This is a genomic window from Streptomyces misionensis, from assembly GCF_007896895.1.
In the GTDB taxonomy this organism is placed as follows: Bacteria; Actinomycetota; Actinomycetes; order Streptomycetales; family Streptomycetaceae; genus Streptomyces; species Streptomyces misionensis_A.
The window spans coordinates 24,480-50,595 of record NZ_VOGW01000006.1 but is presented as its reverse complement, the minus strand read 5'-3'; the positions used below and the strand labels follow the sequence as shown (position 1 = coordinate 50,595).

Sequence of the window (26,116 nt, the reverse complement as noted above, 5' to 3'; positions counted from 1 at the left end):
GGGCTTCCGTCACCTCCGACTCCCTCCTCCAGAAAGGCACCCCACGATGGACATGGACCGGGAAAGGCCGCGTCTGAGCAGACGGTGGCTCCTGAAGGGCGCGGCGCTCGCCGCCGTCCCGTACGCGCTGCTCCCCGAGCCGAGCGCCGGAGCGCAGACCGGTTCCGTCGACTACCCGGCCGCCGAGTGGCAGCCCGCCAGCACCTCCAACTACACGGCCTCCAGCCGGCCCGGCAGCTACGGCATCGATCACGTCGTCATCCATGTGACCCAGGAGACGTACGCCAACACCCTGTCCATCTTCCAGAACCCGCAGAAGCAGGTTTCCGCCCACTACCTGGTCCGGTCGGCGGACGGGCACATCGCCCAGTGCGTCCACGAGAGCGACATCGCCTGGCACGCGGGCAACTGGGACTACAACACCCGCAGCATCGGCATCGAGCACGAGGGATGGGTGGACCAGCCCTCCTACTTCACCAACGCCCTGTACGAGCAGTCCGCCAAGCTCACGGCGGCGATCTGCGACAAGTACGGCATCCCCAAGGACAGGGACCACATCATCGGCCACTACCAGGTACCCGGCACCGACCACACCGACCCCGGCGCCAACTGGGACTGGGTGCGCTATATGAGACTGGTCCACTTCGCCTGACGACGTTCCGGGACCGACGTCACACCTGTTGTCTGCACGGACACGGCACGTGACGATGGTCTCGACCGGATCATCGCCGTAACACCGTCCGGGGAGGCCGAGTTGACCGATCCGTGGGTGGCCCTGGAGCCGGGGGCCGATCCCGCCGAGCGCGTCCGGATACTGCGCCGGGCGCACGAGACATTCACCACGGTCGGGGCGGTGCCGCGCCCGGTGCGGTCGGTGGTCGCCGAGTCGTGGCGGCGCAGCGCGCGGGCCGGCGTCGTGCCGGACGGCACCGCGAGCGTGGAGCTGTCCGACGGCGACCTCGGCGCCTACCGGGCGGAGCATCCGCTGGCCCGGGTGATGCCGCTGTTCCGGGAGCTGATGGGCACGTTCGCGGCGGACGACGAGCAGTTGCTCGCGGTGTGCGACGCGCAGGGCAGGCTGCTGTGGGTCGAGGGGCACCCGGCGGCCCGGCGGCGGGCGGACGGGATGAACTTCGTGCCGGGGGCGCGCTGGTCGGAGGCCGCGGTGGGGACCAACGCGCCGGGGACCGCCGTCACCCTGGACCGGCCGGTGCAGGTGTTCGCGGCGGAGCACTTCACACGGCGGGTGCAGCCCTGGACGTGCGTGGCTGCTCCGGTGCACGATCCACGTACCGGGCGGGTCCTGGGCGCGGTGGACGTCACCGGCGGTGACGGGCTGGCGCATCCGCACAGCCTGGGCTTCGTGCAGGCGGTGGCGCGGGCCGCGGAGGCCCAGTTGGCGCTTCTCGCCCCGGCGCGGCCCGCCGCGGACACGCCGTCGCTGGTGGCGCTGGGCCGGGACGAGGCCGAACTCGCCCACGGCGGGCGGCGGATCAGGCTGAGCCGCCGGCACAGCGAGATCGTGCTGCTGCTGTCCCGGCACCCCGAGGGACTGACGGGGGACGAGCTGCTGTGCGCGCTGTACGCGGACGAGTCGGTGACGCCGGTGACCCTGCGGGCGGAACTGGCCCGGTTGCGGCGCCTGTTGGGACCGGAGCTGCTGTCGTCGCGGCCCTACCGGCTGACGACCGTGGTGGACGCGGACGCGACCGTGGTGGAACGGCGGCTGGGTTCGGGGGCGCTCACCGCGGCGGCGGAGGTGTATGCCGGACCGCTGCTGCCCGGTTCGCAGGCCCCGGCGATCGTACGGCTGCGGGAGCGTCTGGCCCGGGAGCTGCGGGCGGCGCTGATCGCGCACCGCGATCCCGACCTGCTGGCGGACTGGGCGCACGCACCGTGGGGCGAGGACGACATCGAGGTGTGGCGGGCGCTCGCCGCGGTGCGTCCGTCGGCTTCGGTGCGGGCCCGGCTGGCGGCGCTGGAGGCGGAACTGGCGGCGCCCTCCGCGCGCGCGGGAGCGCGGATCGGCGGCGCAACGTACTTGCAACGTCCGCCCGTCTAGCCTCGCGCCGAGAGCTGCCCAAAGGCGGGCAGCGCTGCACCGGGAGGCACATCAGGATGACTCGTTACGCGGCGCCGGGCACCGAGGGCGCGATCGTCTCCTACCAGGCGCGTTACGACCACTTCATCGGGGGCGAGTACGTGCCGCCGGTGCGCGGGCAGTACTTCGAGAACCCGTCGCCGGTCAACGGGCTGCCGTTCACCGAGATCGCGCGCGGCACCGCGGAGGACGTGGAGCGGGCGCTGGACGCGGCGCACGAGGCCGCCCCCGGGTGGGGTCGTACGTCGGTGACGGAGCGCTCCGACATCCTGCGCAGGATCGCCGACCGGATGGAGGCCAACCTCGAGGCCCTGGCGGTGGCGGAGAGCTGGGAGAACGGCAAGCCGGTGCGGGAGACGCTCGCGGCCGACATCCCGCTGGCGATCGACCACTTCCGGTACTTCGCCGGGGCGATCCGGGCGCAGGAGGGCTCGCTGGGCGAGATCGACGACGACACGGTGGCGTACCACTTCCACGAGCCGCTCGGGGTCGTCGCGCAGATCATCCCGTGGAACTTCCCGATCCTGATGGCCGCGTGGAAGCTGGCGCCGGCGCTGGCCGCGGGCAACGCCGTGGTGCTCAAGCCCGCCGAGCAGACCCCGGCCTCCATCCACTACTGGGTGAGCCTGATCGCCGATCTGCTGCCGCCGGGCGTGCTGAACATCGTCAACGGCTTCGGCGTCGAGGCGGGCAAGCCGCTGGCGTCGAGCCCGCGGGTGGCGAAGGTGGCGTTCACCGGGGAGACCACTACCGGGCGGCTGATCATGCAGTACGCCTCCGAGAACATCAAGCCGGTCACGCTCGAACTCGGCGGCAAGTCGCCGAACATCTTCTTCGACGACGTCTGGGCGCACGACGACGACTTCCGCGACAAGGCGCTGGAAGGCTTCACCATGTTCGCGCTCAACCAGGGCGAGGTGTGCACCTGCCCGTCGCGGGCGCTCGTCCAGCGCGGCAACTACGCGGAGTTCCTGGAGGCCGCGGTCGAGCGCACCCGGCAGATCAAGCCCGGGCACCCGCTGGACACGGACACGATGATCGGCGCGCAGGCCTCCAACGACCAGCTGGAGAAGATCCTCTCCTATCTGGACATCGGCCGGCAGGAGGGCGCGAAGGTCCTCACGGGTGGCGAACGCGTCGAGTACGACGGCGAGTTGAAGGGCGGCTACTACGTCCAGCCGACCATCTTCGAGGGCGACAACCGGATGCGGATCTTCCAGGAGGAGATCTTCGGCCCGGTCGTCTCGGTGGCCTCCTTCGACGACTTCGACGACGCCATCAAGATCGCCAACGACACGCTGTACGGCCTCGGCGCCGGCGTGTGGACCCGCGACATCAACACCGCCTACCGCGCGGGCCGCGCGATCCAGGCGGGCCGCGTGTGGACCAACTGCTACCACGCGTACCCGGCGCACGCCGCGTTCGGCGGGTACAAGCAGTCCGGCATCGGCCGCGAGACCCACAAGATGATGCTGGAGCACTACCAGCAGACGAAGAATCTTCTGGTGTCGTATTCGCCGAAGAAGCTGGGCTTCTTCTAGACACATGCGAAAGGGCGCCTGACCTGGGTTTTCACCCGTAAGGCGCCCTTCGTGCAACCCGCTCTCGACCGGGCCCGGCTTGCGCGCTAACTCCCCATTCCGCCCACGACTGCTCCCCTCCTGGCCAGTGCTTCCGGACCCGTCACGGACCAAACCCCCGGTTCACTCGGCGACCTCGTCGGCGGGCGCCTCCGAGAGCCCCTCCAGGGCGAACTTCGCCGCGCCGTACCCGCCGAAGCCCGCGAAGGACGTCTGTCCGCCCATGCTGCTCATCCGCATGATCGCGCCCGAGCGCCGCTCGCGCATGAGCGGCAGGACCGCGCGGACGAGCGCGGCGGGCCCGAGGACGTGCACGTCGAACAGGCGGCGCAGCTCCTGGTCGGTCGTCTCCTCGACGGCGCCGACGTGCGTCCAGCCGGCGTTGTTGACCAGGACGTCGATCCGTCTGTGCCGGGCCATCACATCCCGTACCGCCCTCTCGCCGGGCTCGTGTCGGTGACGTCCAGACGCAGCGCCTCCATCCGGCCGGGCCGGGCGGCCACCAGGCCCTGCGGCGCCTCGGTCGGCCGGGCCGCGCCCACCACGACGTCGCCGGCGGCCAGTGCCGCCTCGCTGCTCGCCCGGCCGAAGCCGCTGCTCGCGCCGGTCACCAGCCACACCCTGCCCATGACCACTCCTCGCCTCGCCGCGGGCCACGCCTCCAGACTCGCGATGTCGAACCGGATCGACTCGACGTACCCGGCCGGCGTGGTGCCCACTTCCTCCCGGAACAGCCTCGTGAGGTGACGCGTGCTGAGGTTCAGACGCGCGGCCAGTTCGGCGAGGGAGTAGTTGCCAGCGGGCCGCATCGTGACCAGGTCAACGACCCTGCGCAGGGCGGGCGACCGGGGCGACGGGCCTTGCAGGGGAGCGGAGAACTGCGACTGGCCGCCCGCTGCAGGTAGACGACAAGGGAACGGGCCACCTCCCGGGCGAGGTCGGGACCGTGGTCCTCCTCGACGAGGGCCAGCGCGAGGTCGATGCCCGCGGTGACACCCGCCGATGTGCAGACCGTGCCGTCGCGCACGTAGATGGCGTCGGGTTCGACGCGGGCCCTGGGATGCAGGGCGGCGAGTCTGTCCGCGATCTTCCAGTGGGTGGTCGCCCGGGTGCCGTCCAGGAGGCCGGTCGCTCCGAGGACGAAGGCACCGGAGCGCACGGAGGCGACCCGGCCGGAACGGGCTGCCAGGTCCCTGGCGGCTTCGGCAAGGTCGCGCGTGACCGGGGTCCTGGGGTAGACGTCTCCGCCCGGCATCAGGAACGTGTAGGGGTCCGGCTGCGTGGGGGCGCTGCCGTCGAAGGCGATCCGCTCACGATCGACGAGGCGACGTCGGCCCCGTCCCAGCCGAGGTTGAAGGCGTCGCGGAGCCCCGAGTTCCAGCCCTGGCCCCTGACGACCGGCATGGCATGGGCGGCGTCGCCGGTGAGGAAGATCCGCCCGTGCCGGAACCGGCCGGCGATACGGGCGTGGTGGCGGTAGACGCGCCGCCGACCGGGCCGTGAACATCGGTGACACCCTGCGGGCACCAGCCAGGTCCTGTTCACCTATCCGTTCTGCTCGGCGCCTTCTTGCGGCTCGCCCTTACAGCGGCAAGGATCAGGACCGCGTCCGACTCGTCCCTTGGGCCGCCCCTCTCCGGCGCCGTGTACTGCTCGCCTGGCGGCACGTCGAGGCCCGAGCGTGCCACGCGTGCGCCGACTCGACGCACAACTCCCACGGAGATGCCGACTTTGTCGGACCGCCTGCCGCCTTCGGCAGCGACATCCCCCACGGTCCACTCGATCGCGCCCGCGGATCGGCGCGGGTCACCCGCGGTGGCGCAGGGCCTGCACCGGTGGTGCCGAGTGCACCGAGCAGCGCAAACCCGGGTGCAGTTTGTCGTACCCAAGGTCGATCCGGCTCGCGACAGTGGAGCACCCCCGATCGACCGACAAGGACAACGAGATGCCGGAGTCGACGACCGCTCGGCGACGAGCGCGCGGAGCTGCTGCCATAGGTGCAGGCGCAGTCGCCACAGTCATGATCCGACGTAGCGCCCGGAGGCGCGGCGAGTCGCTTGGTCGTCACGTGCCACTCACCAGCGCGAACGCGAACGCACGCGTAGCCGCGACGACGGCTGCGCCGCACGTCGAGCAGCACACGAAGAGCCGGTGGTCGGTCTTCCTCGCCTACGGGCTCCTGGCGGCCGCGACCCAGGCGCTCTTCGTCAACTACGCGCCCGTGACGCAGGACGCCGCGCGGCACTTCGGCGTCTCCATCGGTGCGATCGGCTTGCTGTCCCAGGTCTTCCCGCTGATCTACGTCCTCCTTGCCATCCCTGCCGGCATCGCGCTCGACCGGTTCCTCCGTCCAGCCCTCGTCGTCGGCGCGGCGCTTACTGCGTCAGGGGCGTTCCTGAGACTGGTTGCCGACGACTTCACCTGGGCGTTCATCGGGCAGGTCGTCGCCGCCGTGGGACAGCCCTTCATCCTGAACGCCATACCGGGCCTTGCCGTGGGCTATCTCGCCGAAAAGCACCGCGCCACCGGAATCGCCGCCGCTTCCTCCGCCACGTTCGCCGGGATGGTCCTCGGCTACCTGCTCGGCGCGCTTCTGCCCGGCGAGAGCCACATCCATACCCTCACCCTTGTCACCGCCCTGATCGCCATGGACGCCGGGCTGTGTCTCGTCGGGGCACTTCGCGTCCCGCCACGGACCAGCCGCGAGACCGCATCCGTGACCAGCGGACTTCGGGCCTTTCGCGCGGCATTCGGCAATCGCCACGTACGCCGTTTGTGTGCGGTCGTCGCCATCCCGATGGGCGCGTTCATCGCTCTCGCGACGTTCGTGCAACCGCTGTTGGCGCCGGCGGGAGTTTCGGAATCCACCGCCGGTCTCATCCTCGCTCTGACCATGATCGCCGGTGTGGTCGGCTGCGCAGTCATGCCCATCTGGGCAGATCGGCGCGGCCGCGAGGTTCAGGTCATGGGCGTCGCGATCGTCTTCACGGTCGGGGCCTGCCTTCATCTCGCCCTGGTGCCGAGCACGGCCATGGCCTTTCTCACGCTCCTCGGCACAGGTTTCGTACTGCTCCCGGCTCTTCCCATCGTGCTCTCCCTGAGCGAGCGGCACGCACCGAAAGCCGAGAGCACGGCGGCCGGACTCGTCTGGATGGCAGGCAATCTGGGAGGTGTACTGCTGACGACGGCGGTCGGACTCTTCGTCGTCCGCCCCGAGATCGCGTTCGGGGTCCTGTCCGCCGCCACCCTGCTCGCTCTCCCGGCACTTCAGTGGTTCCGGAAGCTCGAGCACCAGGACCCCATGCCGTGAGCTCGGCTCAGGGCTCGTTGCCACGCCCCGTGACGTGGGCTCAGCTTGATCCGGTCGCCACGATGTCAGGCGCGATGTCCAGCACAAGGAGCGCCGCCGCCACATGGGTCGGGTTGTCCTCCACCTTGACGGCTGAAAGCTCGTTGGCGCGCGAGACCCGCCGCTCGACGGTGTTTCGGTGCGCGTAGAGGTTGGCGGCCGCCCGGGTGGTGTTGAAACCACACTGCACATAGGTGAGCAGTGCCTGCCGTAGTGTTGTGTCGGCTTCGGCCAACGGACCGAGGGTGTTCATGACGAACCGACGTGCGCCGGTACGGTCCTTCGTGAGCGCGTCGATCAGCTCTACGTCGGCGTAGGCGGTGAATTGCCGGTCGGACCCGAGGCGGATGATCAGCGCTTGCGCCGCGAGGGCGTCCTGGTGGCTGGACCTGAACCCGTCAAGTCCGCGTCCAGGCCTTCCCACCGCCGCGCGGACCTCTTCAGCCGTCGCCAGTGCCTTCTCCACATGGTGGAGGTCCGGGATGCCCGGTCCCGAGAGCCAGATCCACCGCGACGTCGCACTGGCACGCGCCACCAGGGCGCTTCGGCCTGCGGCGGTGGAACGCGCGGCCGGGATCGCTTCGTCCAGAGCGTCGACCTGGTCAGGATCATCGACCCACAACACGAGGCCCACGTGCCACCGTGCCAGCCGGTACCGCAGGCGCCCCTCGGCGAGGTCCTCCGCCATCGGCGCCCCGCCGGCGATCAGTTGGATCAGTGCGATCGCGTCGGCGCCCGCATTGCCCATCGCAGCGGCGAGGCCGGCCTCGCGCAGGGCAGCGACCGAATCGAGGGCGTACTGCGCCAGCGACTTCCCCGACACGTCCAGGACCCCCACGAGCAGGTCGGGGTCGGCGCAGTGCGCCACGCATTCCTCCAGCCACCGCCGCCAGCCGATCCCGAGTGCCACACGCCAGGCACCGGCGAAGTCGGGCGCGATGCCACGGGAGACGAGATCGTTGATGTACGCGGTGGTCCTCGGGCCGACGTAGGGCTCCACCCGCCGCCCCGGTTGCTGGATGTTCGCGGTCAGCCATTGGACGAGATCGGAGCGGTTGAGCTCCCGATCCTCCTCGACCAGCGAAGCGTCGGCGAGGAGGGCGGGATCGTTCTGGGCCACGAGAGAGGGCCTTGCGAAGGCGTCGACCAGGGCGTCCGTTTCCGTCAGCAGGCGCTGGCAGAGTGACCTCATCGCGTCAGCGACCTCGCGGGAGGGCGGGGGCCACAGATCTTCCATTTCTCAAGTCTCCCTCTGGTCCTTTGGAGCCGGCGCGCCCGACGTGCCGCGTCACAGACAGAGGAAGGGCCGGCCGGGGGCATGGCTGTCAGCGAGGTCGGGGCCATACCGCCGGCCGACGACAGCGAGAGGCGTCTGACCGCTGCCGCCATGCGGCAGCGACGGCTTCCGGCCGCGTATGTGGTCTCCAGCAGCGTGGTGTTTAGTATGAGTAAACGGCGGAAGATTTATCACGCCGTCAGAGGTGCTGCAAGGGGTTCGGCGACGTCGCCCCTTCTCCCGAAGGCCACATGATGTCGACCTCAGGACGGGCGGTGAGCACACCATGCCTATCGATGACAGCGGGAGAGCGGGCGGAGCTGCCAAGGGCTCCTCTGCCCCGAAGCGTCCACGGGCGCGCAACTGAGGGAGATCAGGCTCAGCCGCGGGTTGTCGTTGACGGAGGTTGCGCGTCAGGCGGACGTCACCAAGGGCTTCCTGAGTCAGTTGGAACGTGGTCTCACCAACGTGTCCGTCGCGACGTTGCTGCGCGTCTGCGATGTGCTGAAGATCGGGGTCGGCGAGCTGTTCGCCTACCCGGATGAGCAGGTCGTGGAGGGCGGTAGCCGGATCGACATGGGCGGTGAAGGAGTCACCGAGTACCTGCTCACGCCCGCCGACACCACGGCGTTCCAAGTCTTCCGTTCAGTGATCGAACCAGGCGGGGGAACGGGTGGCCCCTATCGGCTCGACACCATCACGATCTTCGCGCTGGGTCTGAGCGGCTCGACCCGTCTGATCGTCGGGGGCGAGGCCCGGATGCTGTCAGCCGGTGTCTCCACCTCGTTCTCCGGTCGGACGCTGCATCAGTTCGACAATCCGGGCACGACGGTCAGCGAGGTCCTGTGGGTCCTGTCGCCTCCGCTCCTTCGTGTCGCCCGCGAGCCCTCCTAGAGCCGCCCGCGTCGAGTCGCTCGTAGACAGCTGGACGGCGCGTCCTCAGGACGAGCGCCCGCACCACGCCGGCTACGGCCGAGAGGGCGACGAACCCCCCGATCACCCAGGCGCCCTCGGTGGTGCCGACGAGGAGCGGGAAGTTGGCAACCACCAGGTGGACCACACAGGTCAGGCCGAGGAAGGCCAGGGCCGGGGCCACGACCGTGCGCCACACCGATCGCTGCCCGTCCCGCTCATCGACTTGCCGGAGAAAGCCGATCACCGCGAGGCTGGTGGCCGCCATGGACGATGCCGAGGGTGGCGGCGCCGGAGAACCAGGCGTAGACGTTCGCGATCGGGTCCAGGTCGAGCGCGACGACGACGAGCGTGGTGACGCACGCGACCGCCGAGACGACGCCCGAGGACGCTGACGGCGTCCGGTGCCGGGGATGAACGACGCCCAGCCGCGCCGGAAGGGCACCGGCCCGGGACAGCGCGAACTGGTAGCGCGTCACGACGTTGTGGAAGGCCAGCGTGCAAGCGAACTGACTGGTGATCAGCAGCAGTTGCATCACGTCGAACCAGACGGGTCCGACGTAGCTCCGCGCCAGCGCCAGGACCAGGCCCTCGGGGTCGGCCTTCGCGGCGCCGGTCACCGAGCCGAGCCCCTGTTCTTCGCGCTGACCACCGTGCTGGTGCTGATCTTCGCGGTCGGCTTCACGCTGATGGCGGGACGGGTGTGCAACGCGGGCGCCTTCTACGCCTACGTCCAGGCCGGATTGGGCCGGATACCCGGTCTCTCGGCAGCGACCCTCACTCTCTTCTCCTACACACTGATTCTCGTCGGGGTGAACGCCTACGTCGGCGTGGCGACGAGCAATGTCGTCGAGCGGTACGCCGGCATCGGCTCCCCGTGGTGTTTGTGGGCGTTCGCATTCCCGGGCCGCCGCTCACGGCGAAGGCGATCGGCACCCACCGGCCACCAGCCCGAGCGGCGCCGCCGCGGCGACGACCATGAACACGATCTGCGATACGCCGAGCCCGCGGTGCAGAGGATTGCCCGGGCCTGCTTCCCTGCCGGGTGCTTCGAAGTGCCCTGTCTTGGAGAGGTCGGCCATGTCGACCACCTTTCAGCTCACGGGCCGGTCCGGCTCGTCACGGTTGGGGGGCCAAGGCCGTGCTCGGCTGTCGACAACCGCCTGAGGACGGTGCCGCTGGACCGACTTGTGCATCGTGCACCGGGCCCCGGGCCCAGCCGGTGCACGCTGTCGTTCCGCCCATGGACGTGGCTGGCGACAGTGAGATCACCACCCCGGGAACAGCGAGGAAACACCATGACAACTGAGGTGCTTGACGCCGTCGAGGAGTTCGACGTGGTCATCATCGGAGCGGGGATCTCCGGAATCGGTGCGGCCAGCTATTTCAGCCGGGAGCTCCCCGGCAAGTCCCTGCTCGTGCTCGAGGGCCGCGACAACATCGGAGGCACGTGGGATCTCTTCCGCTACCCGGGCATCCGCTCGGACTCGGACCTCCACACGTTCGGCTACGAGTTCAAGCCGTGGCGTCACGAAGCCGCGATCGCCGACGCGCCGCTGATCAGGGACTACCTCCGGGAGACGGTCGAGGAGAACCACCTGGAGCCCCTCATCAGGCTGCGCCACCGGGTCGTCAGGGCCGAATGGTCCTCGTACGAGGCGCGGTGGACCCTCACCGTCGAGGCAGCCGACCCCGCCGGCGGAGGCACCGTGACCAAGACGATCCGTGCCGGATGGGTGTTCGCCGCCACCGGCTACTACCGGTACGACGAGGGATTCTCCCCCCAGTTCCCGGGGCGCGACGACTTCGAGGGCACGATCGTCCATCCGCAGCACTGGCCCGAGACGCTCGACTACAGCGGCAAGAAGGTCGTCGTCATCGGCAGTGGCGCGACGGCGATCACGCTGGTGCCGGCCATGGCCACCGGGCCGGGCGCCGCCCGGCACGTGACGATGCTGCAGCGGACCCCGACGTACGTCCTGGCGCTGCCGCGCGTCGACAAGGTCGCCCTGTCGCTCACGAAGGTGCTCGGGGAGGAGCGCGGGTACGCCGTGACGCGGTTCAAGAACATCTGGCTCGACCGCGCCGTCGTCAAGGGGCTGCGGACGTTCCCGAAGGCCGGGCGTCGGCTGATCCGGCGCGAGAACATCAAGCGGCTGCCCAAGGGGTTCGACGTCGACAAGCACTTCAATCCGCCGTACGACCCGTGGGACCAGCGGCTGTGTCTGGCGCCGGACGGCGACTTCTTCGACGCGATCAAGCAGGGTTCCGCGACCGTCGTCACCGACACGATCGCGCGGTTCAGCAAACGCGGAATCGTGCTGAGCTCGGGTGAGGAGCTGGAAGCGGACGTCATCGTCACCGCGACGGGGTTGAACCTGCAGCTCTTCGGCGGCATGCCCATCGTGGTCGACGGGCGTCAGGCCGACATCGCGGACGCGCTCTGTTACCGCGGAATGCTGCTGAGCGGGATTCCGAACTGGGCGATGGCGATCGGTTACACCACCTCGTCCTGGACGCTCAAGGTGAGCCTGATGTGCCGCTACTTCATCGACCTGGTCAGGCACATGGACGCCCGCGGATACGACACGGTGGTTCCGGTCGCACCGGCGGGGACGGAGCGCAGGCCCGTCATGGACCTTCAGGCCGGGTACGCCAAGCGAGCCGAGAAGCGCATGCCCAAGCAGGGCCCCGAAAAGCCCTGGCGGATGGCGATGTCCTACCCCGAGGACGCCAAGGCGCTTCGCGGCCCGGTGGCCGACGAGCACCTCGCGTTCGGCTCCCGTCGGGCGGCCGCGCAGTCGCCTGGTGGGAGGCGAGCCACCCATGCCTGAGACGAGCGGCGCGGAGAGCACCGACCGGTACGCGGCCCTGCCTTCCGGCATGAGGATCTGCTTCCGGGACTTCGGCGACAAGGCCGACCCCACCATCCTCCTCATCGCCGGTCTGGGCGAGGACCTCACCTTCTGGACCGACGCGTTCTTCGGCTCGCTCGTCGCCCGCGGTTTCCGGGTCGTCGCGATCGACAACCGTGACGTCGGCCAGTCGACGTTCGTCGCCGCGCCCCCTCCGGCGCTGTGGCGTCAGCTCGCCGGGCGTCCGCGCAGCGACGCGTACGCGCTCGCCGACATGGCCCAGGACGCCGTCGGCGTACTCGACTGCCTCGGGATCTCGCGGGTGCACCTGGTGGGGCGGTCGATGGGCGGGATGATCGCGCAGACGATCGCGGCCACGGCCGCCGAGCGCGTTCTGTCGCTGACCTCCATCTACTCGACCACCGGGGCGAAGAAAGTGGGCCAGCCGGCGCTGTCGACGATCCGGCTCCTCGCCGCCCCGCCGGCGAGGACCAGAACCGCGGCGGTCCGGGCCCACCTGCGGATCACGAGACACGTCGCGGGAACGGGATATCCCATCGACGACGCGGCCGAGGCGGCCATCGCAGCGGGCGGCTGGGACCGCAGCGCCGGTGGCCCGGCGGCCGGCGTGGCGCGCCAGGTCCAGGCGATCCAGCGCTCCGGAGACCGGACGGCCCAGTTGAGCACCATCACGGCACCGACGCTGGTCATCAACGGCGACCGGGACCTGCTGATCCACCCGAGCGGCGGCGAGGCGACGGTGAAGGCGATCCGCTCGGCCCAGTACGTGGTCATTCCCGGCATGGGCCACCACATTCCCCAGGCCCTCGTCGGACCCGTCACCCAGTACATCTCGCAGCACGCGGACCGCGTGGGCGAAGGAGGAAACCATGTCCGGATCTCGTGAGCCCGGCTCCGGGGGCGCCTCGGTCGACGTCGTGGTCGTCGGTGCGGGCTTCGCCGGCCTGAGCGCTGCCGAGCGGCTGGCGAGCATGGGGCGGTCCGTCCTGGTCGTGGAAGGCCGCGACCGGGTCGGAGGCCGCTCCCTGTCCGGCGAGGTGGCAGGCGTGAAGGTCGACCTCGGAGCGACGTGGGTGGCACGGCGCCACACTGCCGTCCGGGACCTTGCGAGCCGGGTGGGGTGCACCACGACCGGCCAGTTCGACCAGGGTCGCAACGTGCTGTGGATGGCAGGCCGGCGCCGCACCTACAGCGGCACCATCCCCAAGGTCTCCCCCGCGGCCCTGGTGGACATGGCCCGCATGCAGATGGCCGTGAACAAGCTGGTCTCGGCCGTCGACGTGGACGCCGCGTGGGAGTCGCCCAAGGCGAGCCGGCTCGACGCCATCTCGTTCGGCGAGTGGCTCGACCGGAAGAACGCCCTGCCCAGCACCCGTGCGCTGATGACCGTCATCAGCAAGGTGCAGTGGGGCTGCACCCCGTCAGACGTCTCCCTGCTGCACGCAGTGCGCTACATCCGTGCAGCGGGCGGCATCGATCACATGCTGGACGTCGAGGGTGGCCAGCAGCAGGACCGGCTCGTCGAGACCACCCAGGAGATCGCCAAGCGGGTGGCGGAGAAGCTCGGCGACCGCGTGCGCCTGGGGGCGCCGGTGCGCCGTATCGCGCAGGACGACAACGGCGTCGCGGTCCACACCGACTCCGGCGAGATCCACGCCAGGTACGGGATCGTCACGGCCGCGCCGGCGCACCGCGCCGCCATCGCGTTCGATCCCGCTCTGCCCGCGCAGGCCGAAGGGCTCACGCGGACCTGGCGCATGGGCGTGCTGAGCAAGGCCTTCGCGGCCTACGAAGTGCCGTTCTGGCGGGCCGGCGGACTCTCCGGCGAGGCAGTGACCGACACCGGAACCGTGTTCATCACCTTCGACGTGTCACCCGCCCACAGCGGACCGGGCGTGCTGATGGCCTTCTGCGACCCGCGCGTCTTCGACGGTTTCAGCCCCGAGACCCGACGCGACCGGGTCATCCAGCAGCTCGCCGACCTCTACGGTCCGCAGGCCCGCAACCCCATCGACTACGTGGACCACTGCTGGGGATCGGAACCGTTCGCCCCGGGTGGCCCCAATCCTGCCGTCGCCCCCTACGCGACCACGAGCTACGGCAGGGCCCTGACCGAGCCCCACGGGCGCATCCACTGGGCCGGCACCGAAACCGCCGGCGAATGGGCCGGCACGATGAACGGCGCGGTCCTGACGGGCCAGCGCGCCGCCGAACGCGTGGCCGCCCTCCTGTCCCGCGACGTCCGGGAGGGGGCGCTGCGATGAAGGAAGCGCTGTTCCTGTCGGCCGATCTGTGGATGATCTTCGCCGGCTACTTCTACGGATGGAGGTTCATCCGCCGGTACGGCAACTACCTCCTCGGTCTCGAGTGGATGGTCGTCGCGACGTCGGGCAGCAACTTCCTGCTCTGGTCGCTGCTCGGAGCCAACAGCGGCAGCGTCCTGTACGACGTGGCGTACTTCTTCGACGCGTTCTCCAGGTCGGTCGGCATCACGCTCATCCTGGTCATGGGCTTGATGAAGGTCACCCATCGCTACAAGCCGAGCCTCGGCGTCGATGTGGCCGTGTTCGCAGTCGCAGTGGTGGCCGGCCTGTTCCTCCGGCACTTCCACGGCGCGGACCTCCACACCGACCGCGCCGCGTTCTCGGTCGCCGTGTTCTACCTCGTCGTCAATCTCCTCACGGCAGTGTTCGTCGGGTACTTCGTCACGCGGCTCTGGGATGCGGGCGCGAGGTGGCCGGCGATCTGGACGGGACTGGTCACGGCCGCCGGGACCGCCATCGCGGTCACCTACGACTTGTTCCCCCTGTCGTTCGACGACGCGAACCGCACGATCTTCTACACCGCCGCGCTGGCGACCTGGGGCACCCAGGGATTCGTCTACTTCCGCGCCTACCGCGCGCTGCACCACCACAACGCGGCCTTGGACGCGAAGGCCGCTCACGCCATGGGGGCCATCGCATGAACGCCGAACACGAAGACGGAGGCAGTATGGCGACCAGGCCCGTGTACGCGGTGGTGGACCCGGCCGACGGCGAGTTGGTCAAGGGATACCCCACCGCGACGGACGAGGCTGTCGACGGGGCGCTCGACGCGGCGGCGCAGGCCTACGCGCAATGGTCGAGGCACACCTCCGTGGATCGGCGTGCCCAGCTGTTGAGCGGCGTCGCCACCCTGCACAGCGAACGCAGCGGACAACTTGCCGAGATCATCCACCGGGAGATGGGCAAGCCGCTGGACCAGGCCGTCGCGGAGGTCGAGTTCAGCGCTTCCATCTACAGGTACTACGCCGAGAACGCGCACAGGTTCCTCGCCGACGAACCGATCGAGCTTCTCGAGGCGGAGGGCACCGCCTTCATCCGTCGCCAGCCGATCGGCGTGTTGTTGGGGATCATGCCCTGGAACTACCCGTACTACCAGGTCGCCCGTTTCGCCGCACCCAATCTCGCGCTGGGCAACACCATCGTGCTCAAGCACGCGCCGCAGTGTCCGGAGTCGTCCGCGGCTCTGCAGCAGTTGTTCACGGACGCGGGCTGTCCCGAGGGCAGCTACGTCAACATCTACGCCACCAACGAGCAGATCGCTCGCGCCGTCGCGGACCCCAGGGTGCGAGGCGTCTCCTTCACCGGTTCGGAGCGGGCCGGCGCGGAGATCGCCGAAAAGGCCGGGCGCAACCTCAAGAAGGTGGTGCTCGAACTGGGCGGCTCGGACCCCTTCATCGTGCTGTCGACGCACGACCTCGACGCCACGGTCCAGGCGGCGGTCGACGCTCGGTTCGAGAACACCGGGCAGGCGTGCAACGCCGGCAAGCGGATCATCGTCGCCGACGACATCCATGACGCGTTCCTCGACAAGTTCACGCAGAAAGTCCTCGCCATGGCCGACGGCCTGGCGCCCCTGTCCTCGGTCGCCGCCGCCGAGCGCCTCGAAGAACAAGTGGAGCGAGCCACCGCTGACGGGGCGACCTTCGTCTCCGCAGGACGGCGTGAAGGGGCGTACTTCCCGCCCGGCGTTCTGACGGGCCTATCACCGACGTCGCCGTCGGCCGCCGAGGAGCTCTTCGGCCCCGTCGCGACCGTCTATCGAGCCGGATCCGAGGACGAGGCCGTCGACCTGGCCAACGGGACACCGTACGGGCTGGGCTCCTACGTGTTCACGACGGACCCCGAGCAGGCGATGCGTGTCGCCGACCGGATCGACGCAGGCATGGTCTTCGTCAACGGCGTCGGACTCGAGGGCGCGGAACTGCCTTTCGGTGGGGTCAAGCGGTCCGGTTTCGGCCGCGAACTGGGCCGGGCCGGAATCGACGAGTTCGCCAACAAGAAACTCATCCGCACCGCTCGGACGTGATCGCCACAGCGCGGACAGAAGGAAACCTGTCATGACCATCGAATTCGACGCCGCTGTCTTCAGGGCACCGGACGAAGCACTGACCATCGAGAAAGTGACTCTCCCTTCGACGCCTCCGCCCGGCGAGGTGCTCGTGCGGCTCAAAGCAAGCGGGGTGTGCCACAGCGACCTTCACGTCGTCGTAGGCGAATGGGAGGTGCCATCGCCGATGGTCCTCGGCCATGAAGGCTCCGGTGTCGTCGAGAGTGTCGGCGAAGGGGTCACGACGCTGAGGAAGGGCGATCACGTCGTGCTGTCCTGGACGCCGTCCTGTCGCCGCTGCCGCTACTGCGTCGGTGGCAGACCCGTCCTCTGTGACATGGTCAGCCAACACTCGGCGAATCACCTGTCGTTCGACGGCCGGTCCCGGATCACGTCCCTGAGCGGGGACGACGTCTACAGCTTCGCGGGCCTCGGAACGTTCGGCCAGTACGCTCTCGTGCCCGAATCGGGCGCGATCGCCATCCGGAACGACGCCCCGTTCGAACAGTCGGCTCTGGTCGGATGCGCCGTCACCACCGGCGTCGGCGCGGCCGTCAACACGGCCAAGGTCCGTCCGAGCGACACCGTGCTGGTCCTCGGCTGCGGCGGCGTCGGCCTGAACGCGATTCAGGGTGCCCGGCTCGCCGGCGCGCGGAGGATCATCGCCGCGGACATCTCCGAGGAGAAGCTCGAGCAGGCACGCGTCTTCGGTGCGACAGACCTGATCAACAACGGCCGCGAGAATCTCGCCGGCCGGGTGCGCGAGCTCACCGACGGACGCGGTGTGGAGATCGCCATCGAGGCCATCGGGCTGCCACGCACCATCGAGTCGGCCTACGAGCTCCTGGCCCGAGGTGGCACGGCGGTGGTCGCCGGGCAGGTGGCGGACGGCGTGAGGATCTCCATCGACCCGTTCGTCATGTCCGATCAGGAGCTGTCGCTCATCGGCTCGAACTACGGCTCGAGCAAGCCGGATTCCGACTTTCCCATGCTGATCGACCACTACATGAACAACCGCATCGATCTCGACTCCCTTGTGACGCGTGTGATCGATCTGAAGGACATCAACGAGGCGTTCGACCAGATGCAGCGCGGCATCGGCATCCGCTCGGTGATCCGGTACTGAAAGGCAGGGGCAATCGCATGGCCCTGGAATCATCACGCTTGGCGTTCGAGCGAGCTCGACGCAGCGTCGGCGGGGGCGTGGGGTCAGGCCTGCGCGCCGCGATGCCTCCCCATCCGCTCTTCGTTCACGAGGCACAGGGCCCGTACGTCTGGGACCTGGACGGCGACCGGTACACCGACTACGTGATGGCCTGGGGCCCGCTCGTCCTCGGTCACGGTGACCCGCGCGTGCTGTCCGCGGTGTCCGAGGTCGCGAAGAAGATGCAGGTCGTCGGCACCGGCCATCCGCTCGAGTATCGCGCGGCGGAAGCGGTCCTGGAAGCCGTGCCGCACGGCGAGCGCCTGCTGTGGAGCAACACGGGGACCGAAGCGGTGCAGGTCGCGCTGCGCCTCGCGCGAGCCGCCACCGGGCGGCGCCGCGTCCTCAAGTTCGCCAAGAGCTACCACGGCTGGCACGACACCGTGTATGCCGGGATGTCCGAGGACGACTGCGACCGTCCCGCGTCCCCCGGCGGACCAGGGCAGTCGACCAGCGTGCTGGACGACCTGGTCGTGGCGCGCTTCAACGACGTACAACTGGCCGAACGCCTGCTGAGCGAGTCCGTCGAGCGCGACATCGCGGCCGTGCTCGTCGACCCGGTGATGAGCAATGCCGGCGTCGAAGCACCCGCACCGCGATTCCTGTCGACGCTGCGAACGCTCTGCGACCGGCACGGCGTCGTCCTCGTCTTCGACGAGGTGATCGCCGGGTTCCGGATCGCCCGGGGCGGGGCCGCCGAGAAGTACGGCGTGCGGCCCGACCTGTCCGTCTTCGGGAAGGCGATGGCCGGCGGTTTCACGCAGAGCGCCGTCGTCGGCCGAGCGGAGCTGATCGATCAGGTGACGTCCGGCGTCGTTCATGCCGGGACCTTCAACGCCAATCCGATCGCACTGGCGGCCGTCGAGGCGACGATGCGCGTCCTGGCCGATCCTGCGGTCTACGAGCTGCTCGAACAGACCTCGTCCCGGTTCGAGGCCCTCGTCGGTGGCGCCCTCGGTTCGTCTCCCGACTTCGGCCGCTTCAACCGGGTCGGCTCGCTCCTGCAGTACGTCCCCGCCGGCGGGGCCACGGGGCTCCACGGAACCGGCGGGCTCTGGACCGCGATCCTCGAAGGGATGCTGCGTCGGGGCTTCCTCTTCATGCCGTCCGGCAAGGTCTTCATCAGCACGGCACACACCACCGCCGACATCGAGGCGACGGCCGAGGCCCTCGACCAGCTGCTGCGGAAGTCGTGACATCCGCATCAAGCCACGTGTGACCCCCACCCGCTCAGGGCCGGGCCATGTGCCCCGTTCCCCGCGGCCCGGCCCGGCCCACATTCCCGGAAGACACCATGCTGAACCTCTCGGTCCTGCTCGAGGACTCCGCCCGCGCGTACCCGAACCGGGACGCAGTCGTCCTCGGCCCCACGCGTCTCACCTACGCCCAGGTCGACGCCGCCGCGAACCGGGTCGCCAACCTCCTCGTCGACCGCGGCGTCCGGCCGGGTGACAAGGTCGCGCTCAGCTGTCCGAACGTGCCCTACTTCCCGATCGTCTACTACGGGATCCTCAAGGCCGGCGCCGTCGTCGTACCGCTCAACATCCTGCTCAAGGGCCGCGAGATCGCCTACCACCTGGCCGACTCGGAGGCGAAGGCGTACTTCTGCTTCGAGGGAGATGCGGGCCTGCCGATGGGTGCGGAGGGACACGCCGGGTTCACCGGCACCGCGGGCTGCGAGCACTTCTTCCTCATCACCGCCGATCCCGAGGCGGAGAGCCCGATCGAGGGCGTCGAGACCATGGGCGCCGCGCTGCGGGGCACGCCGACGACGTTCGACAGCATCGGGACCACCGGGGACGACCCGGCGGTGCTGCTCTACACGAGTGGGACGACAGGACAGGCGAAGGGCGCCGAACTCAGCCACGCCAACCTCGTTCTCAACGCCCTCGCCTGCAACCGGCTGTTGGACAACCAGCCGGCCTCGGACACCCACCTGCTCGTGCTGCCGCTGTTCCACTCCTTCGGCGCGACCGTGCAGATGAACGCCGGCTTCTCGACGGCGAGCACACTGGTGCTGCTGCCACGATTCGACGCCCGGCAGGCGGTGTCCCTGATGCGGCAGGAGGACATCACCTTCTTCGCAGGCGTCCCCACCATGTGGTGGGGCCTGCTGCAGGCGCTCACCGACGATGCCGACGTCGAGAGGATCGCACGGAACCTGCGCGTCGGCGTCTCCGGCGGCGCCTCGCTCCCTGCCGAGATCATCAAGCGGGTCGGGGAGCGACTGGGCGTCCAGGTCCTGGAGGGCTACGGCCTCTCCGAGACCTCGCCGGTGGTGACCTTCAGCGATCCGGCGCGCGAGCCGCGGCCCGGCTCCATCGGCGTGCCGGTGTGGGGCGTGCAGCTCAAGCTCGTCAACTCCGACTGGTCCGAGGTCGAGGACGACGGAACGGGCAGCGCCATCGGGGAGATCGCGGTCAAGGGCCACAACGTGATGAAGGGCTACCACGGCCGCCCCGAGGCCACCGCCGAAGCAGTCAGGGACGGCTGGTTCCGCACCGGTGACCTGGCCCGCAGGGACGAGGACGGCTTCTACTACATCGTCGACCGGGCGAAGGACCTGATCATCCGCGGGGGCTTCAACGTGTACCCGCGCGAGATCGAGGAGGTCCTGATGACGCACCCGGCGATCAGCCTGGCCGCGGTCGTCGGCGTGCCACACGAGAGCCACGGCGAGGAGATCAAGGCGTTCGTCATCCTCGACCGCGGCGCCGAGGTCGGTCCCGATGAGCTGATCGCGTGGGGCAAGGAGCAGATGGCCGGCTACAAGTACCCGCGCATCGTGGAGATCGTCGAGACGCTGCCGATGACGTCCACCGGAAAGATCCTCAAGCGCGAACTCACATGACCGGCACGACAAGCGCAGGGACATGGGTGGAAGGACGGCAGATGACAGTGGATGAGGGCCGGCACAGGGACGCGTTCCCCGACGGGTTCGGCTCGGGGACGGATGCGGTTTTCGACTCGCTCGTGGCCGCCTGGAAGGCACGCGTGGCCAAGAACCCGGAGGGGACAGCGCTCCGCTTCTTCGACGGCCGGCTGTCCGCGCGGGAGGTGGACGCGGCGTCGGACGCCCTGGCTGCCGCGTTCGAGGCCCGCGGAACCGGCCGGGGTGATCGCGTCGGCGTGTACCTGCAGAACATCCCGCAGTACCCGCTGGTGCTGCTGGCCCTGTGGAAGCTGGGGGCCACGGCACTGGGGCTCAATCCGATGTACCGGCGCCGGGAGCTCCGCCGGATCATCGACGACTCCGGGGCGATCGGGGTCGTCTGTGCGGACGCGGACGTCCACGAGACGCTCGGCACGCTGGCGGGGAGCACGGTCCGATGGCTGGTCAGCACGTCGGCACTGGACTACCAGTCCCGCGATGATCCGCGGGTCTTCGCGACGACGCGACGCCACGCCCCGGCACCGGACGGCGACCTGGTGGCGCTGATCGGTGAGTTCACGGGCCGCCGCCCTTCGCCCGTGCAGCCGACCTGCGACGACGTCGCGTTCCTGACCTACACCTCCGGCACGACGGGGCCGCCGAAGGGTGCCATGAACACCCACGGCAACGTTCTGAGCGTGGTATCGACCTACGCCTCCTGGACCGGTCTGAGCGACGGGGACGTCGTGCTCGCCATCGCTCCGCTGTTCCACATCACCGGCGCGGTGGTCAACGCGACGATCTCCCTGCTCACCGACACCACGCTCGTCCTCACGGGCCGGTTCCACCCCGAGGTCGTACTGGAGGCCTTCGCCGAGCACGGGGTGACCTGCACGATCGGCTCCATCACGGCGTACAACGCGATCTACGAGCTGCCGCAGGCCGGTCCCCAGCACTTCGCGTCGGTGAAGGCCCTGTACTCCGGGGGCGCGCCGATCCCGCCGGCGACCGTCGAGCGGTTCCAGGAGCGGTTCGGCGTCTACCTCCACAACGGCTACGGGATGACCGAGACGACGTCCGCCGTCATCGCCGTGCCTCCGGGGGACAGGGCCCCCGTGCATCCGCCGAGCGGGACGCTGTCCGTCGGCAGGCCGCTGCCGCACCTCACCGCGCGCGTCGTGGACCCGCACGGCGACCCGCTGCCGAGCGGGAAACAGGGCGAACTCGAGTTGAGCGGGCCGCAGGTGGTGCCCGGGTACTGGGGCAAGCCCGAGGCCACCCGCCAGGCGATGCCGCAGGGCCGGCTTCGCACCGGTGACGTCGCCGTCATCGACGAGCAGGGCTGGGTCTACCTGGTGGACCGGCTCAAGGACCAGATCAACGTGTCCGGTTACAAGGTCTGGCCGCGCGAGGTCGAGGACGCGCTGTACGAGCACCCGTCCGTGCTGGAGGCAGCGGTCGTCGGGCAGCCGGACGCGTACCGCGGCGAGACCGTGGTCGCCTACGTCTCGCTCAAGGCGGGTCTGACCGCCACGGCGGAGGAGCTGATCGCCTTCTCCCGTGAGCGGCTGGCCGCCTACAAGTGTCCCCGCCTGATCCGTTTCCTCGCCGACCTGCCCAAGACGCAGAGCGGCAAGATCCGGCGTGCCGAGCTCCGCGGCGGCGTCGGCACCGGGCCGATCTCACCCTCGAAGGACTGATCGTTGAGCGAGAACCACACCGACCAGGGCCGTTTCCGGGGCCGCACCGCCATCGTGACCGGAGCGAGCCGGGGCATCGGCCTCGCCGTCGCCGAGCGGCTCGTCGCCGAAGGGGCGCGCGTGTGCATCACCGCGCGCAAGGCCGGACCGCTCGAAAAGGCCGCCGCTGCGCTTCCTGCGGGCAGCGTCATCACCGTCGCCGGCAAGGCGGACGACCCCGAGCACCGCCGCGAGGTCTTCGACACTGTCGCACGCGAGTTCGGCGGACTGGACGTCCTCGTGAACAACGCGGGCATCAACCCGGCCTACGGTCCCGCCGTCGGCCTGGACCTCGCTGTCGCCCGCAAGGTGCTGGAGGTCAACGTCCTCGCCACCCTCGCCTGGGTGCAGGACGCGGTGACCCACCCGAAGCTCCGTTTCACCGAACGCCGCGGCACTGTCGTCAACCTCTCCTCGGTGACCGCGGACACCCCCTCCCCCGGCATCGGCCTCTACAGCGTGAGCAAGGCGGCGGTGTCCCACCTGACCAGGACCCTGGCCGTCGAGCTCGGCCCGCAGATCCGGGTCAACGCCGTGGCACCCGCGGTGGTGAAGACCCGGTTCGCCGAAGCCCTGTACGAGGGAAAGGGAGCCGAGGTGGCCGCCGACTATCCGCTGCGGCGGCTGGGCGTGCCCTCGGACATCGCCTCCTCCGTGGCCTATCCGGCCTCTGAGGACTCCTCCTGGGTCACCGGTCACGTCCTCACCGTCGACGGCGGCCTCACGGTCGCCGGCGGCACCGCGTGACGACCGCGCCCATCAGACGAAGGACAGCCATGACTTTCCCTCAGCTTCCGCCGCACGTCGCGGGGTTGCGCGAGCGAACTCGCCGGTTCATCCGCGAGGTCGTCATCGACTCGGAGCCCGCACCGGGCGGACGTCTCGACCAGGCCACCCGTGACCGGCTGCAGTCCGCGGCGAAGGACGCCGGTGTCTTCGCGCCGCTGGTGCCGACGGAGTACGGCGGCCAAGGCCTGCCCATCGAACACTGGTCACCGATTCTGCAGGAGGCCGGCTACTCGCCGATCGGTCCCGTCGCGCTCAATTGCATGGCACCCGACGAGGGGAACATGCACATGCTCAACCTCATAGCCACGGAGGAGCAGAAGAAGCGCTACCTCGCGCCTCTGGCGGCGGGGGAGGTCAGGTCCTGCTTCGGCATGACCGAGCCCCACCCGGGAGCGGGATCCGACCCGGCGGCGCTGCGGACCACGGCCGTGCGGGCCGACGGCGGCTGGATCATCGACGGCCACAAGCGGTTCACCAGCGGCGCTGTCGGTGCGGGATTCTGCATCGTGATGGCGCGGACCTCGGCCGTCGACGGCTTCCCCGAGGGGGCCACCATGTTCCTCGTCGACATGACGAACCCCGGGATCCGGGTCGGTGAGGCGATCCGCACCGTCGACCGCTCCATCGACGGCGGTCACCCGCACGTGTACCTCGAGGATTGCTTCGTCGCCGACGACGCCGTGCTCGGCGAGGTGGGGCTCGGATTCCGGTACGCGCAGGGCCGGCTCGGACCGGCACGTCTCACGCACTGCATGCGGTGGCTGGGGCCGGCGCGTCGGGCGCACGACATCGCACTGGACCGGGCCGGAAGGCGTGAGCTGTTCGGTGGTCCGATCGACTCGCTGGGCCTGGCACAGCACCTGATCGCCGAGTCGGTGATCGACATCGAGACCTCCGACGCGATCATCACCAAGACCGCGGCTCTGCTGCACAGTGACCCGAAGGCGGGTTCGGCCATGTCGTCGATCGCCAAGGTGCACTGCTCGGAGGCGATCTACCGGGTGATCGACCGCGCCATCCAGATCTGTGGCGGGGACGGGGTCTCCGACGGGCTCCCGCTGGCGCAGTACCTGAGCGAGGTCCGTCCGTTCCGTATCTACGACGGCTCCAACGAAACCCACAGGTGGGCCATCGCCCGCCGCGCCTCGGCCGGCCGCCACGCCTCGGTCCGGGCCGGTGAGCGGTACAGGGGCGATGCCGTCGTCTCCCAGGACGGAGGCGCGTGATGCATACCGCCCCTGACGGCGTGGAAGTCGTCGCCGGCGGGGAGACGGCCCGTCATCTCGACAGCCCTCCGCTCCTGGTCCTCGACGCGGTCACCGGCTTCCTCGACGCACACGGCATCGGCAGCGGCCCGCTCGCGTGGCAGCGCATCGGCGACGGCCACTCCAACATCACCTATCTGATCCAGCGCGGTGGCGACTGCGTCGTACTACGCCGTGGACCGCGGCCGCCCCTGCCCAAGTCGACGCACGACATGGTGCGCGAGGCCCGCATCCAGAAGATCCTCGGCGAGCACGGGGTACCGGTACCGGAGATCGTCGCCGTCTGCGAGGACGAGTCGCTTCTGGGCGTGCCGTTCTACCTCATGTCCCGGCTCGACGGGATCGTCATCACCGACACGATCCCACCCCATCTCTCCTCCGCCGAGCAGCGCCGGGCCACCAGCGAGGCGGTCGTCGACACCCTCGTCGCCCTGCACGGCATCGACGTCACCGGAGGCCATCCACACCCGCTGGCTGCGTGGGGAGCGTCCCCACGACAAGACCTTCGGGCCGTCGCTGGAAACGGGTGTCCCCCGACTGCTGGAGCGGGCCGGGCAATACGCCGGTCTGACGGCGAGCACTCGCCGCTGACACCCGACGCGTCCCGGTACGGGGCTCTTCACCGACCTCGCCGCGGCCAGGCCGTGGAGGCCGCGCCGGCGTCGAGCCCCGCGATCGCAGGCACGGACTTCCGACCGGTACGGAGCGCCTCGTGCACCGGCCCCGAGCAAGGCAGGTGCTCGCTGTCGTTCTCGCCGGCGGCCGTGGCCGGCGAGAACAACGCCACCAACCACAGGAACAGCGAGGAAACAACGGGCAACCGGCCAGGAAGGCCAGGATTGCCGACGCGCGATCGGGTGTCCGATCAAGCGGGGACACATTCAGGGAGAGAAGTCACATGACAACACAGAAGCAGCCCCAGACCCTGCCGTCGGTGGCGGCTGACACGCCGACGGACGAGATTCTCGAGCTCCTGACCCGCGACGGAGGCGTCATCGTCAGGAACTTCCTGACGAAGGAGCAGATGGACCGTTTCAACGCCGAGATCGAGCCGCCGCTGCAGGCGCTTCGCCCGGGCTCGACCCACGAGAACGAAATGGTGGCCGCGTTCCACGGCAGCAACACCAAGCGACTCACGAACCTGGTCACGCACAGCGCCACCTTCCGCAACGAGATCCTCGAACACTCCCTGGTCCACGAGATCTGCGACCAGATCTTCCTTCCGGAGTCGGGCACGTACTGGATGACCACCGCGCAGGTGATCGAGATCGGTCCCCACAGTCAGGCGCAGATGTTGCACCGGGACCTGGAGAACTGGTTCCCGTTCATCGGGATGGGGCCCAACGGTCCGGAAGTCACCCTCAACTTCCTCATCGCCCTGACGGACTTCACGGAGGAGAACGGCGCCACCCGAGTCATCCCGGGGAGCAACCACTGGAGCGACTTCGAGGACCGCGGGACTCCTGAGCAGACGGTTCCCGCGATCATGGGCGCGGGAGACGCCCTTCTGTTCAGCGGCAAGACCGCCCACGGTGGTGGCGCGAACGAGACCGGCGACGAGTACCGGCGGGCTGTGGCTTTCGCCCTCAATCCGGGCTTCCTCACCGGCGAGGAGGCGTACCCCTTCCTGGTCGACATGGAGGTCGCCAGGACGCTCTCGCCGCGTGTCCAGCGCCTGCTCGGGTTCCGCTCCCAGTACCCGACGGGTTCCCCTGGCCTGTGGCAGGTCGACTACGCCGACCTGGGCGACTATCTCGACCTCTGATCAGCTCACGCGCCCTG

21 protein-coding genes and 3 pseudogenes are annotated in these 26,116 nt (G+C 69.6%); 18 read left to right on the top strand and 6 right to left on the bottom strand.

Going from position 1 to position 26,116, the window contains the following annotated elements; genetic code table 11:
* The first annotated feature begins 52 nt into the window (after positions 1-52).
* From FRZ03_RS01230 to adh, 3 genes are all read left to right on the top strand, one after another.
* Positions 53-652 (top strand): N-acetylmuramoyl-L-alanine amidase, encoded by a 600-nt coding sequence (locus tag FRZ03_RS01230; RefSeq protein ID WP_186785212.1) that lies wholly within the window; start codon positions 53-55, stop codon positions 650-652.
* Positions 653-754: 102 nt separating this feature from the next.
* Positions 755-2,062 (top strand): GAF domain-containing protein, encoded by a 1,308-nt coding sequence (locus FRZ03_RS01225; protein ID WP_146463195.1) that lies wholly within the window; start codon positions 755-757, stop codon positions 2,060-2,062.
* Positions 2,063-2,118: 56 nt separating this feature from the next.
* On the top strand, positions 2,119-3,642 hold the full coding sequence (gene adh / locus FRZ03_RS01220) for an aldehyde dehydrogenase (protein WP_146463193.1): 1,524 nt from the start codon (positions 2,119-2,121) through the stop codon (positions 3,640-3,642).
* A 165-nt stretch (positions 3,643-3,807) separates the two neighbouring features.
* Here the strand turns inward: adh and FRZ03_RS01215 are convergent.
* The 3 pseudogenes from FRZ03_RS01215 to FRZ03_RS38740 all read right to left on the bottom strand — a co-directional run.
* Positions 3,808-4,310 (bottom strand): annotated as a pseudogene (locus tag FRZ03_RS01215) (SDR family NAD(P)-dependent oxidoreductase); the annotation flags it as partial.
* Positions 4,311-4,349: 39 nt separating this feature from the next.
* Positions 4,350-5,019, bottom strand: a pseudogene (locus FRZ03_RS01210) (GlxA family transcriptional regulator); the annotation flags it as partial.
* Between the two features lie 3 nt (positions 5,020-5,022).
* Positions 5,023-5,172, bottom strand: a pseudogene (locus FRZ03_RS38740) (FAD-dependent monooxygenase); the annotation flags it as partial.
* 577 nt (positions 5,173-5,749) lie between these two features.
* Between FRZ03_RS38740 and FRZ03_RS01205 the strand changes: the two are divergent.
* Entirely contained in the window at positions 5,750-6,991 is a 1,242-nt protein-coding gene (locus FRZ03_RS01205; protein ID WP_261398454.1) for an MFS transporter, read from the top strand.
* 40 nt (positions 6,992-7,031) lie between these two features.
* Here the strand turns inward: FRZ03_RS01205 and FRZ03_RS01200 are convergent, their stop codons facing one another.
* Positions 7,032-8,267 carry a PucR family transcriptional regulator gene (locus FRZ03_RS01200; protein WP_146463189.1) on the bottom strand — a complete coding sequence of 412 codons (1,236 nt, stop codon included), beginning with the start codon at positions 8,265-8,267 and terminating at the stop codon, positions 7,032-7,034.
* A 429-nt stretch (positions 8,268-8,696) separates the two neighbouring features.
* Between FRZ03_RS01200 and FRZ03_RS01195 the strand changes: the two genes are divergently transcribed.
* Positions 8,697-9,200: a helix-turn-helix domain-containing protein gene (locus tag FRZ03_RS01195; protein WP_261398453.1), complete on the top strand. Its 504-nt coding sequence runs from the start codon at positions 8,697-8,699 to the stop codon at positions 9,198-9,200.
* Positions 9,201-9,436: 236 nt separating this feature from the next.
* Here the strand turns inward: FRZ03_RS01195 and FRZ03_RS01190 are convergent, their stop codons facing one another.
* Positions 9,437-9,838 (bottom strand): APC family permease, encoded by a 402-nt coding sequence (locus tag FRZ03_RS01190; RefSeq protein ID WP_146463185.1) that lies wholly within the window; start codon positions 9,836-9,838, stop codon positions 9,437-9,439.
* Between the two features lie 294 nt (positions 9,839-10,132).
* Positions 10,133-10,300 carry a hypothetical protein gene (locus FRZ03_RS38735; RefSeq protein WP_186785211.1) on the bottom strand — a complete coding sequence of 56 codons (168 nt, stop codon included), beginning with the start codon at positions 10,298-10,300 and terminating at the stop codon, positions 10,133-10,135.
* A 216-nt stretch (positions 10,301-10,516) separates the two neighbouring features.
* Here FRZ03_RS38735 and FRZ03_RS01185 point away from each other — a divergent pair, with 216 nt between their 5' ends.
* The 13 genes from FRZ03_RS01185 to FRZ03_RS01125 all read left to right on the top strand — a co-directional run bounded on the left by FRZ03_RS01185 (position 10,517) and on the right by FRZ03_RS01125 (position 26,099).
* Positions 10,517-12,052 carry a flavin-containing monooxygenase gene (locus FRZ03_RS01185; RefSeq protein WP_146463182.1) on the top strand — a complete coding sequence of 512 codons (1,536 nt, stop codon included), beginning with the start codon at positions 10,517-10,519 and terminating at the stop codon, positions 12,050-12,052.
* A complete protein-coding gene (locus FRZ03_RS01180) occupies positions 12,045-12,980 on the top strand; it encodes an alpha/beta fold hydrolase (RefSeq protein ID WP_146463179.1) in 936 nt (311 codons plus the stop codon). The genes FRZ03_RS01185 and FRZ03_RS01180 overlap by 8 nt, the downstream gene beginning before the upstream one ends.
* A complete protein-coding gene (locus FRZ03_RS01175; protein WP_146463177.1) occupies positions 12,964-14,358 on the top strand; it encodes a flavin monoamine oxidase family protein in 1,395 nt (464 codons plus the stop codon). The genes FRZ03_RS01180 and FRZ03_RS01175 overlap by 17 nt, the downstream gene beginning before the upstream one ends.
* Complete coding sequence (locus FRZ03_RS01170; protein ID WP_146463174.1) at positions 14,355-15,059, top strand: transporter; 705 nt, start codon at positions 14,355-14,357, stop codon at positions 15,057-15,059. Before FRZ03_RS01175 ends, FRZ03_RS01170 begins: the two co-directional genes overlap by 4 nt.
* Before the next feature lie 26 nt (positions 15,060-15,085).
* Positions 15,086-16,444 (top strand): NAD-dependent succinate-semialdehyde dehydrogenase, encoded by a 1,359-nt coding sequence (locus FRZ03_RS01165; RefSeq protein ID WP_146463172.1) that lies wholly within the window; start codon positions 15,086-15,088, stop codon positions 16,442-16,444.
* Between the two features lie 31 nt (positions 16,445-16,475).
* Positions 16,476-17,591 (top strand): Zn-dependent alcohol dehydrogenase, encoded by a 1,116-nt coding sequence (locus tag FRZ03_RS01160; RefSeq protein ID WP_146463169.1) that lies wholly within the window; start codon positions 16,476-16,478, stop codon positions 17,589-17,591.
* 101 nt (positions 17,592-17,692) lie between these two features.
* A complete protein-coding gene (locus FRZ03_RS01155; protein ID WP_261398452.1) occupies positions 17,693-18,865 on the top strand; it encodes an aspartate aminotransferase family protein in 1,173 nt (390 codons plus the stop codon).
* 98 nt (positions 18,866-18,963) lie between these two features.
* A complete protein-coding gene (locus tag FRZ03_RS01150; RefSeq protein WP_146463165.1) occupies positions 18,964-20,520 on the top strand; it encodes a long-chain-fatty-acid--CoA ligase in 1,557 nt (518 codons plus the stop codon).
* A 41-nt stretch (positions 20,521-20,561) separates the two neighbouring features.
* On the top strand, positions 20,562-22,241 hold the full coding sequence (locus tag FRZ03_RS01145; protein WP_146463164.1) for a class I adenylate-forming enzyme family protein: 1,680 nt from the start codon (positions 20,562-20,564) through the stop codon (positions 22,239-22,241).
* Positions 22,242-22,244: 3 nt separating this feature from the next.
* On the top strand, positions 22,245-23,027 hold the full coding sequence (locus tag FRZ03_RS01140) for an SDR family oxidoreductase (protein ID WP_146463163.1): 783 nt from the start codon (positions 22,245-22,247) through the stop codon (positions 23,025-23,027).
* Between the two features lie 29 nt (positions 23,028-23,056).
* The gene (locus tag FRZ03_RS01135; protein ID WP_146463162.1) at positions 23,057-24,295 is read left to right on the top strand and encodes an acyl-CoA dehydrogenase family protein; all 1,239 of its coding nucleotides are present in this window, start codon (positions 23,057-23,059) and stop codon (positions 24,293-24,295) included.
* Positions 24,295-25,236: a phosphotransferase family protein gene (locus tag FRZ03_RS01130; protein WP_146463161.1), complete on the top strand. Its 942-nt coding sequence runs from the start codon at positions 24,295-24,297 to the stop codon at positions 25,234-25,236. Before FRZ03_RS01135 ends, FRZ03_RS01130 begins: the two co-directional genes overlap by 1 nt.
* Positions 25,233-26,099, top strand: coding sequence for a phytanoyl-CoA dioxygenase family protein (locus FRZ03_RS01125; RefSeq protein WP_146463159.1), 867 nt, complete (start codon positions 25,233-25,235; stop codon positions 26,097-26,099). The genes FRZ03_RS01130 and FRZ03_RS01125 overlap by 4 nt, the downstream gene beginning before the upstream one ends.
* Positions 26,100-26,116: the final 17 nt, after the last annotated feature.

Coding starts and splice junctions, on each gene's coding strand:
- FRZ03_RS01125 (WP_146463159.1), top strand. CDS start 25,233: ATGACAACACAGAAGCAGCCCCAGACCCTGCCGTCGGTGGCGGCTGAC.
- FRZ03_RS01230 (WP_186785212.1), top strand. CDS start 53: ATGGACCGGGAAAGGCCGCGTCTGAGCAGACGGTGGCTCCTGAAGGGC.
- adh (WP_146463193.1), top strand. CDS start 2,119: ATGACTCGTTACGCGGCGCCGGGCACCGAGGGCGCGATCGTCTCCTAC.
- FRZ03_RS01155 (WP_261398452.1), top strand. CDS start 17,693: ATGCCTCCCCATCCGCTCTTCGTTCACGAGGCACAGGGCCCGTACGTC.
- FRZ03_RS01165 (WP_146463172.1), top strand. CDS start 15,086: ATGGCGACCAGGCCCGTGTACGCGGTGGTGGACCCGGCCGACGGCGAG.
- FRZ03_RS01180 (WP_146463179.1), top strand. CDS start 12,045: ATGCCTGAGACGAGCGGCGCGGAGAGCACCGACCGGTACGCGGCCCTG.
- FRZ03_RS01200 (WP_146463189.1), bottom strand. CDS start 8,267: ATGGAAGATCTGTGGCCCCCGCCCTCCCGCGAGGTCGCTGACGCGATG.
- FRZ03_RS38735 (WP_186785211.1), bottom strand. CDS start 10,300: ATGGCCGACCTCTCCAAGACAGGGCACTTCGAAGCACCCGGCAGGGAA.
- FRZ03_RS01135 (WP_146463162.1), top strand. CDS start 23,057: ATGACTTTCCCTCAGCTTCCGCCGCACGTCGCGGGGTTGCGCGAGCGA.
- FRZ03_RS01170 (WP_146463174.1), top strand. CDS start 14,355: ATGAAGGAAGCGCTGTTCCTGTCGGCCGATCTGTGGATGATCTTCGCC.
- FRZ03_RS01130 (WP_146463161.1), top strand. CDS start 24,295: ATGCATACCGCCCCTGACGGCGTGGAAGTCGTCGCCGGCGGGGAGACG.
- FRZ03_RS01160 (WP_146463169.1), top strand. CDS start 16,476: ATGACCATCGAATTCGACGCCGCTGTCTTCAGGGCACCGGACGAAGCA.
- FRZ03_RS01185 (WP_146463182.1), top strand. CDS start 10,517: ATGACAACTGAGGTGCTTGACGCCGTCGAGGAGTTCGACGTGGTCATC.
- FRZ03_RS01150 (WP_146463165.1), top strand. CDS start 18,964: ATGCTGAACCTCTCGGTCCTGCTCGAGGACTCCGCCCGCGCGTACCCG.
- FRZ03_RS01175 (WP_146463177.1), top strand. CDS start 12,964: ATGTCCGGATCTCGTGAGCCCGGCTCCGGGGGCGCCTCGGTCGACGTC.
- FRZ03_RS01145 (WP_146463164.1), top strand. CDS start 20,562: ATGACAGTGGATGAGGGCCGGCACAGGGACGCGTTCCCCGACGGGTTC.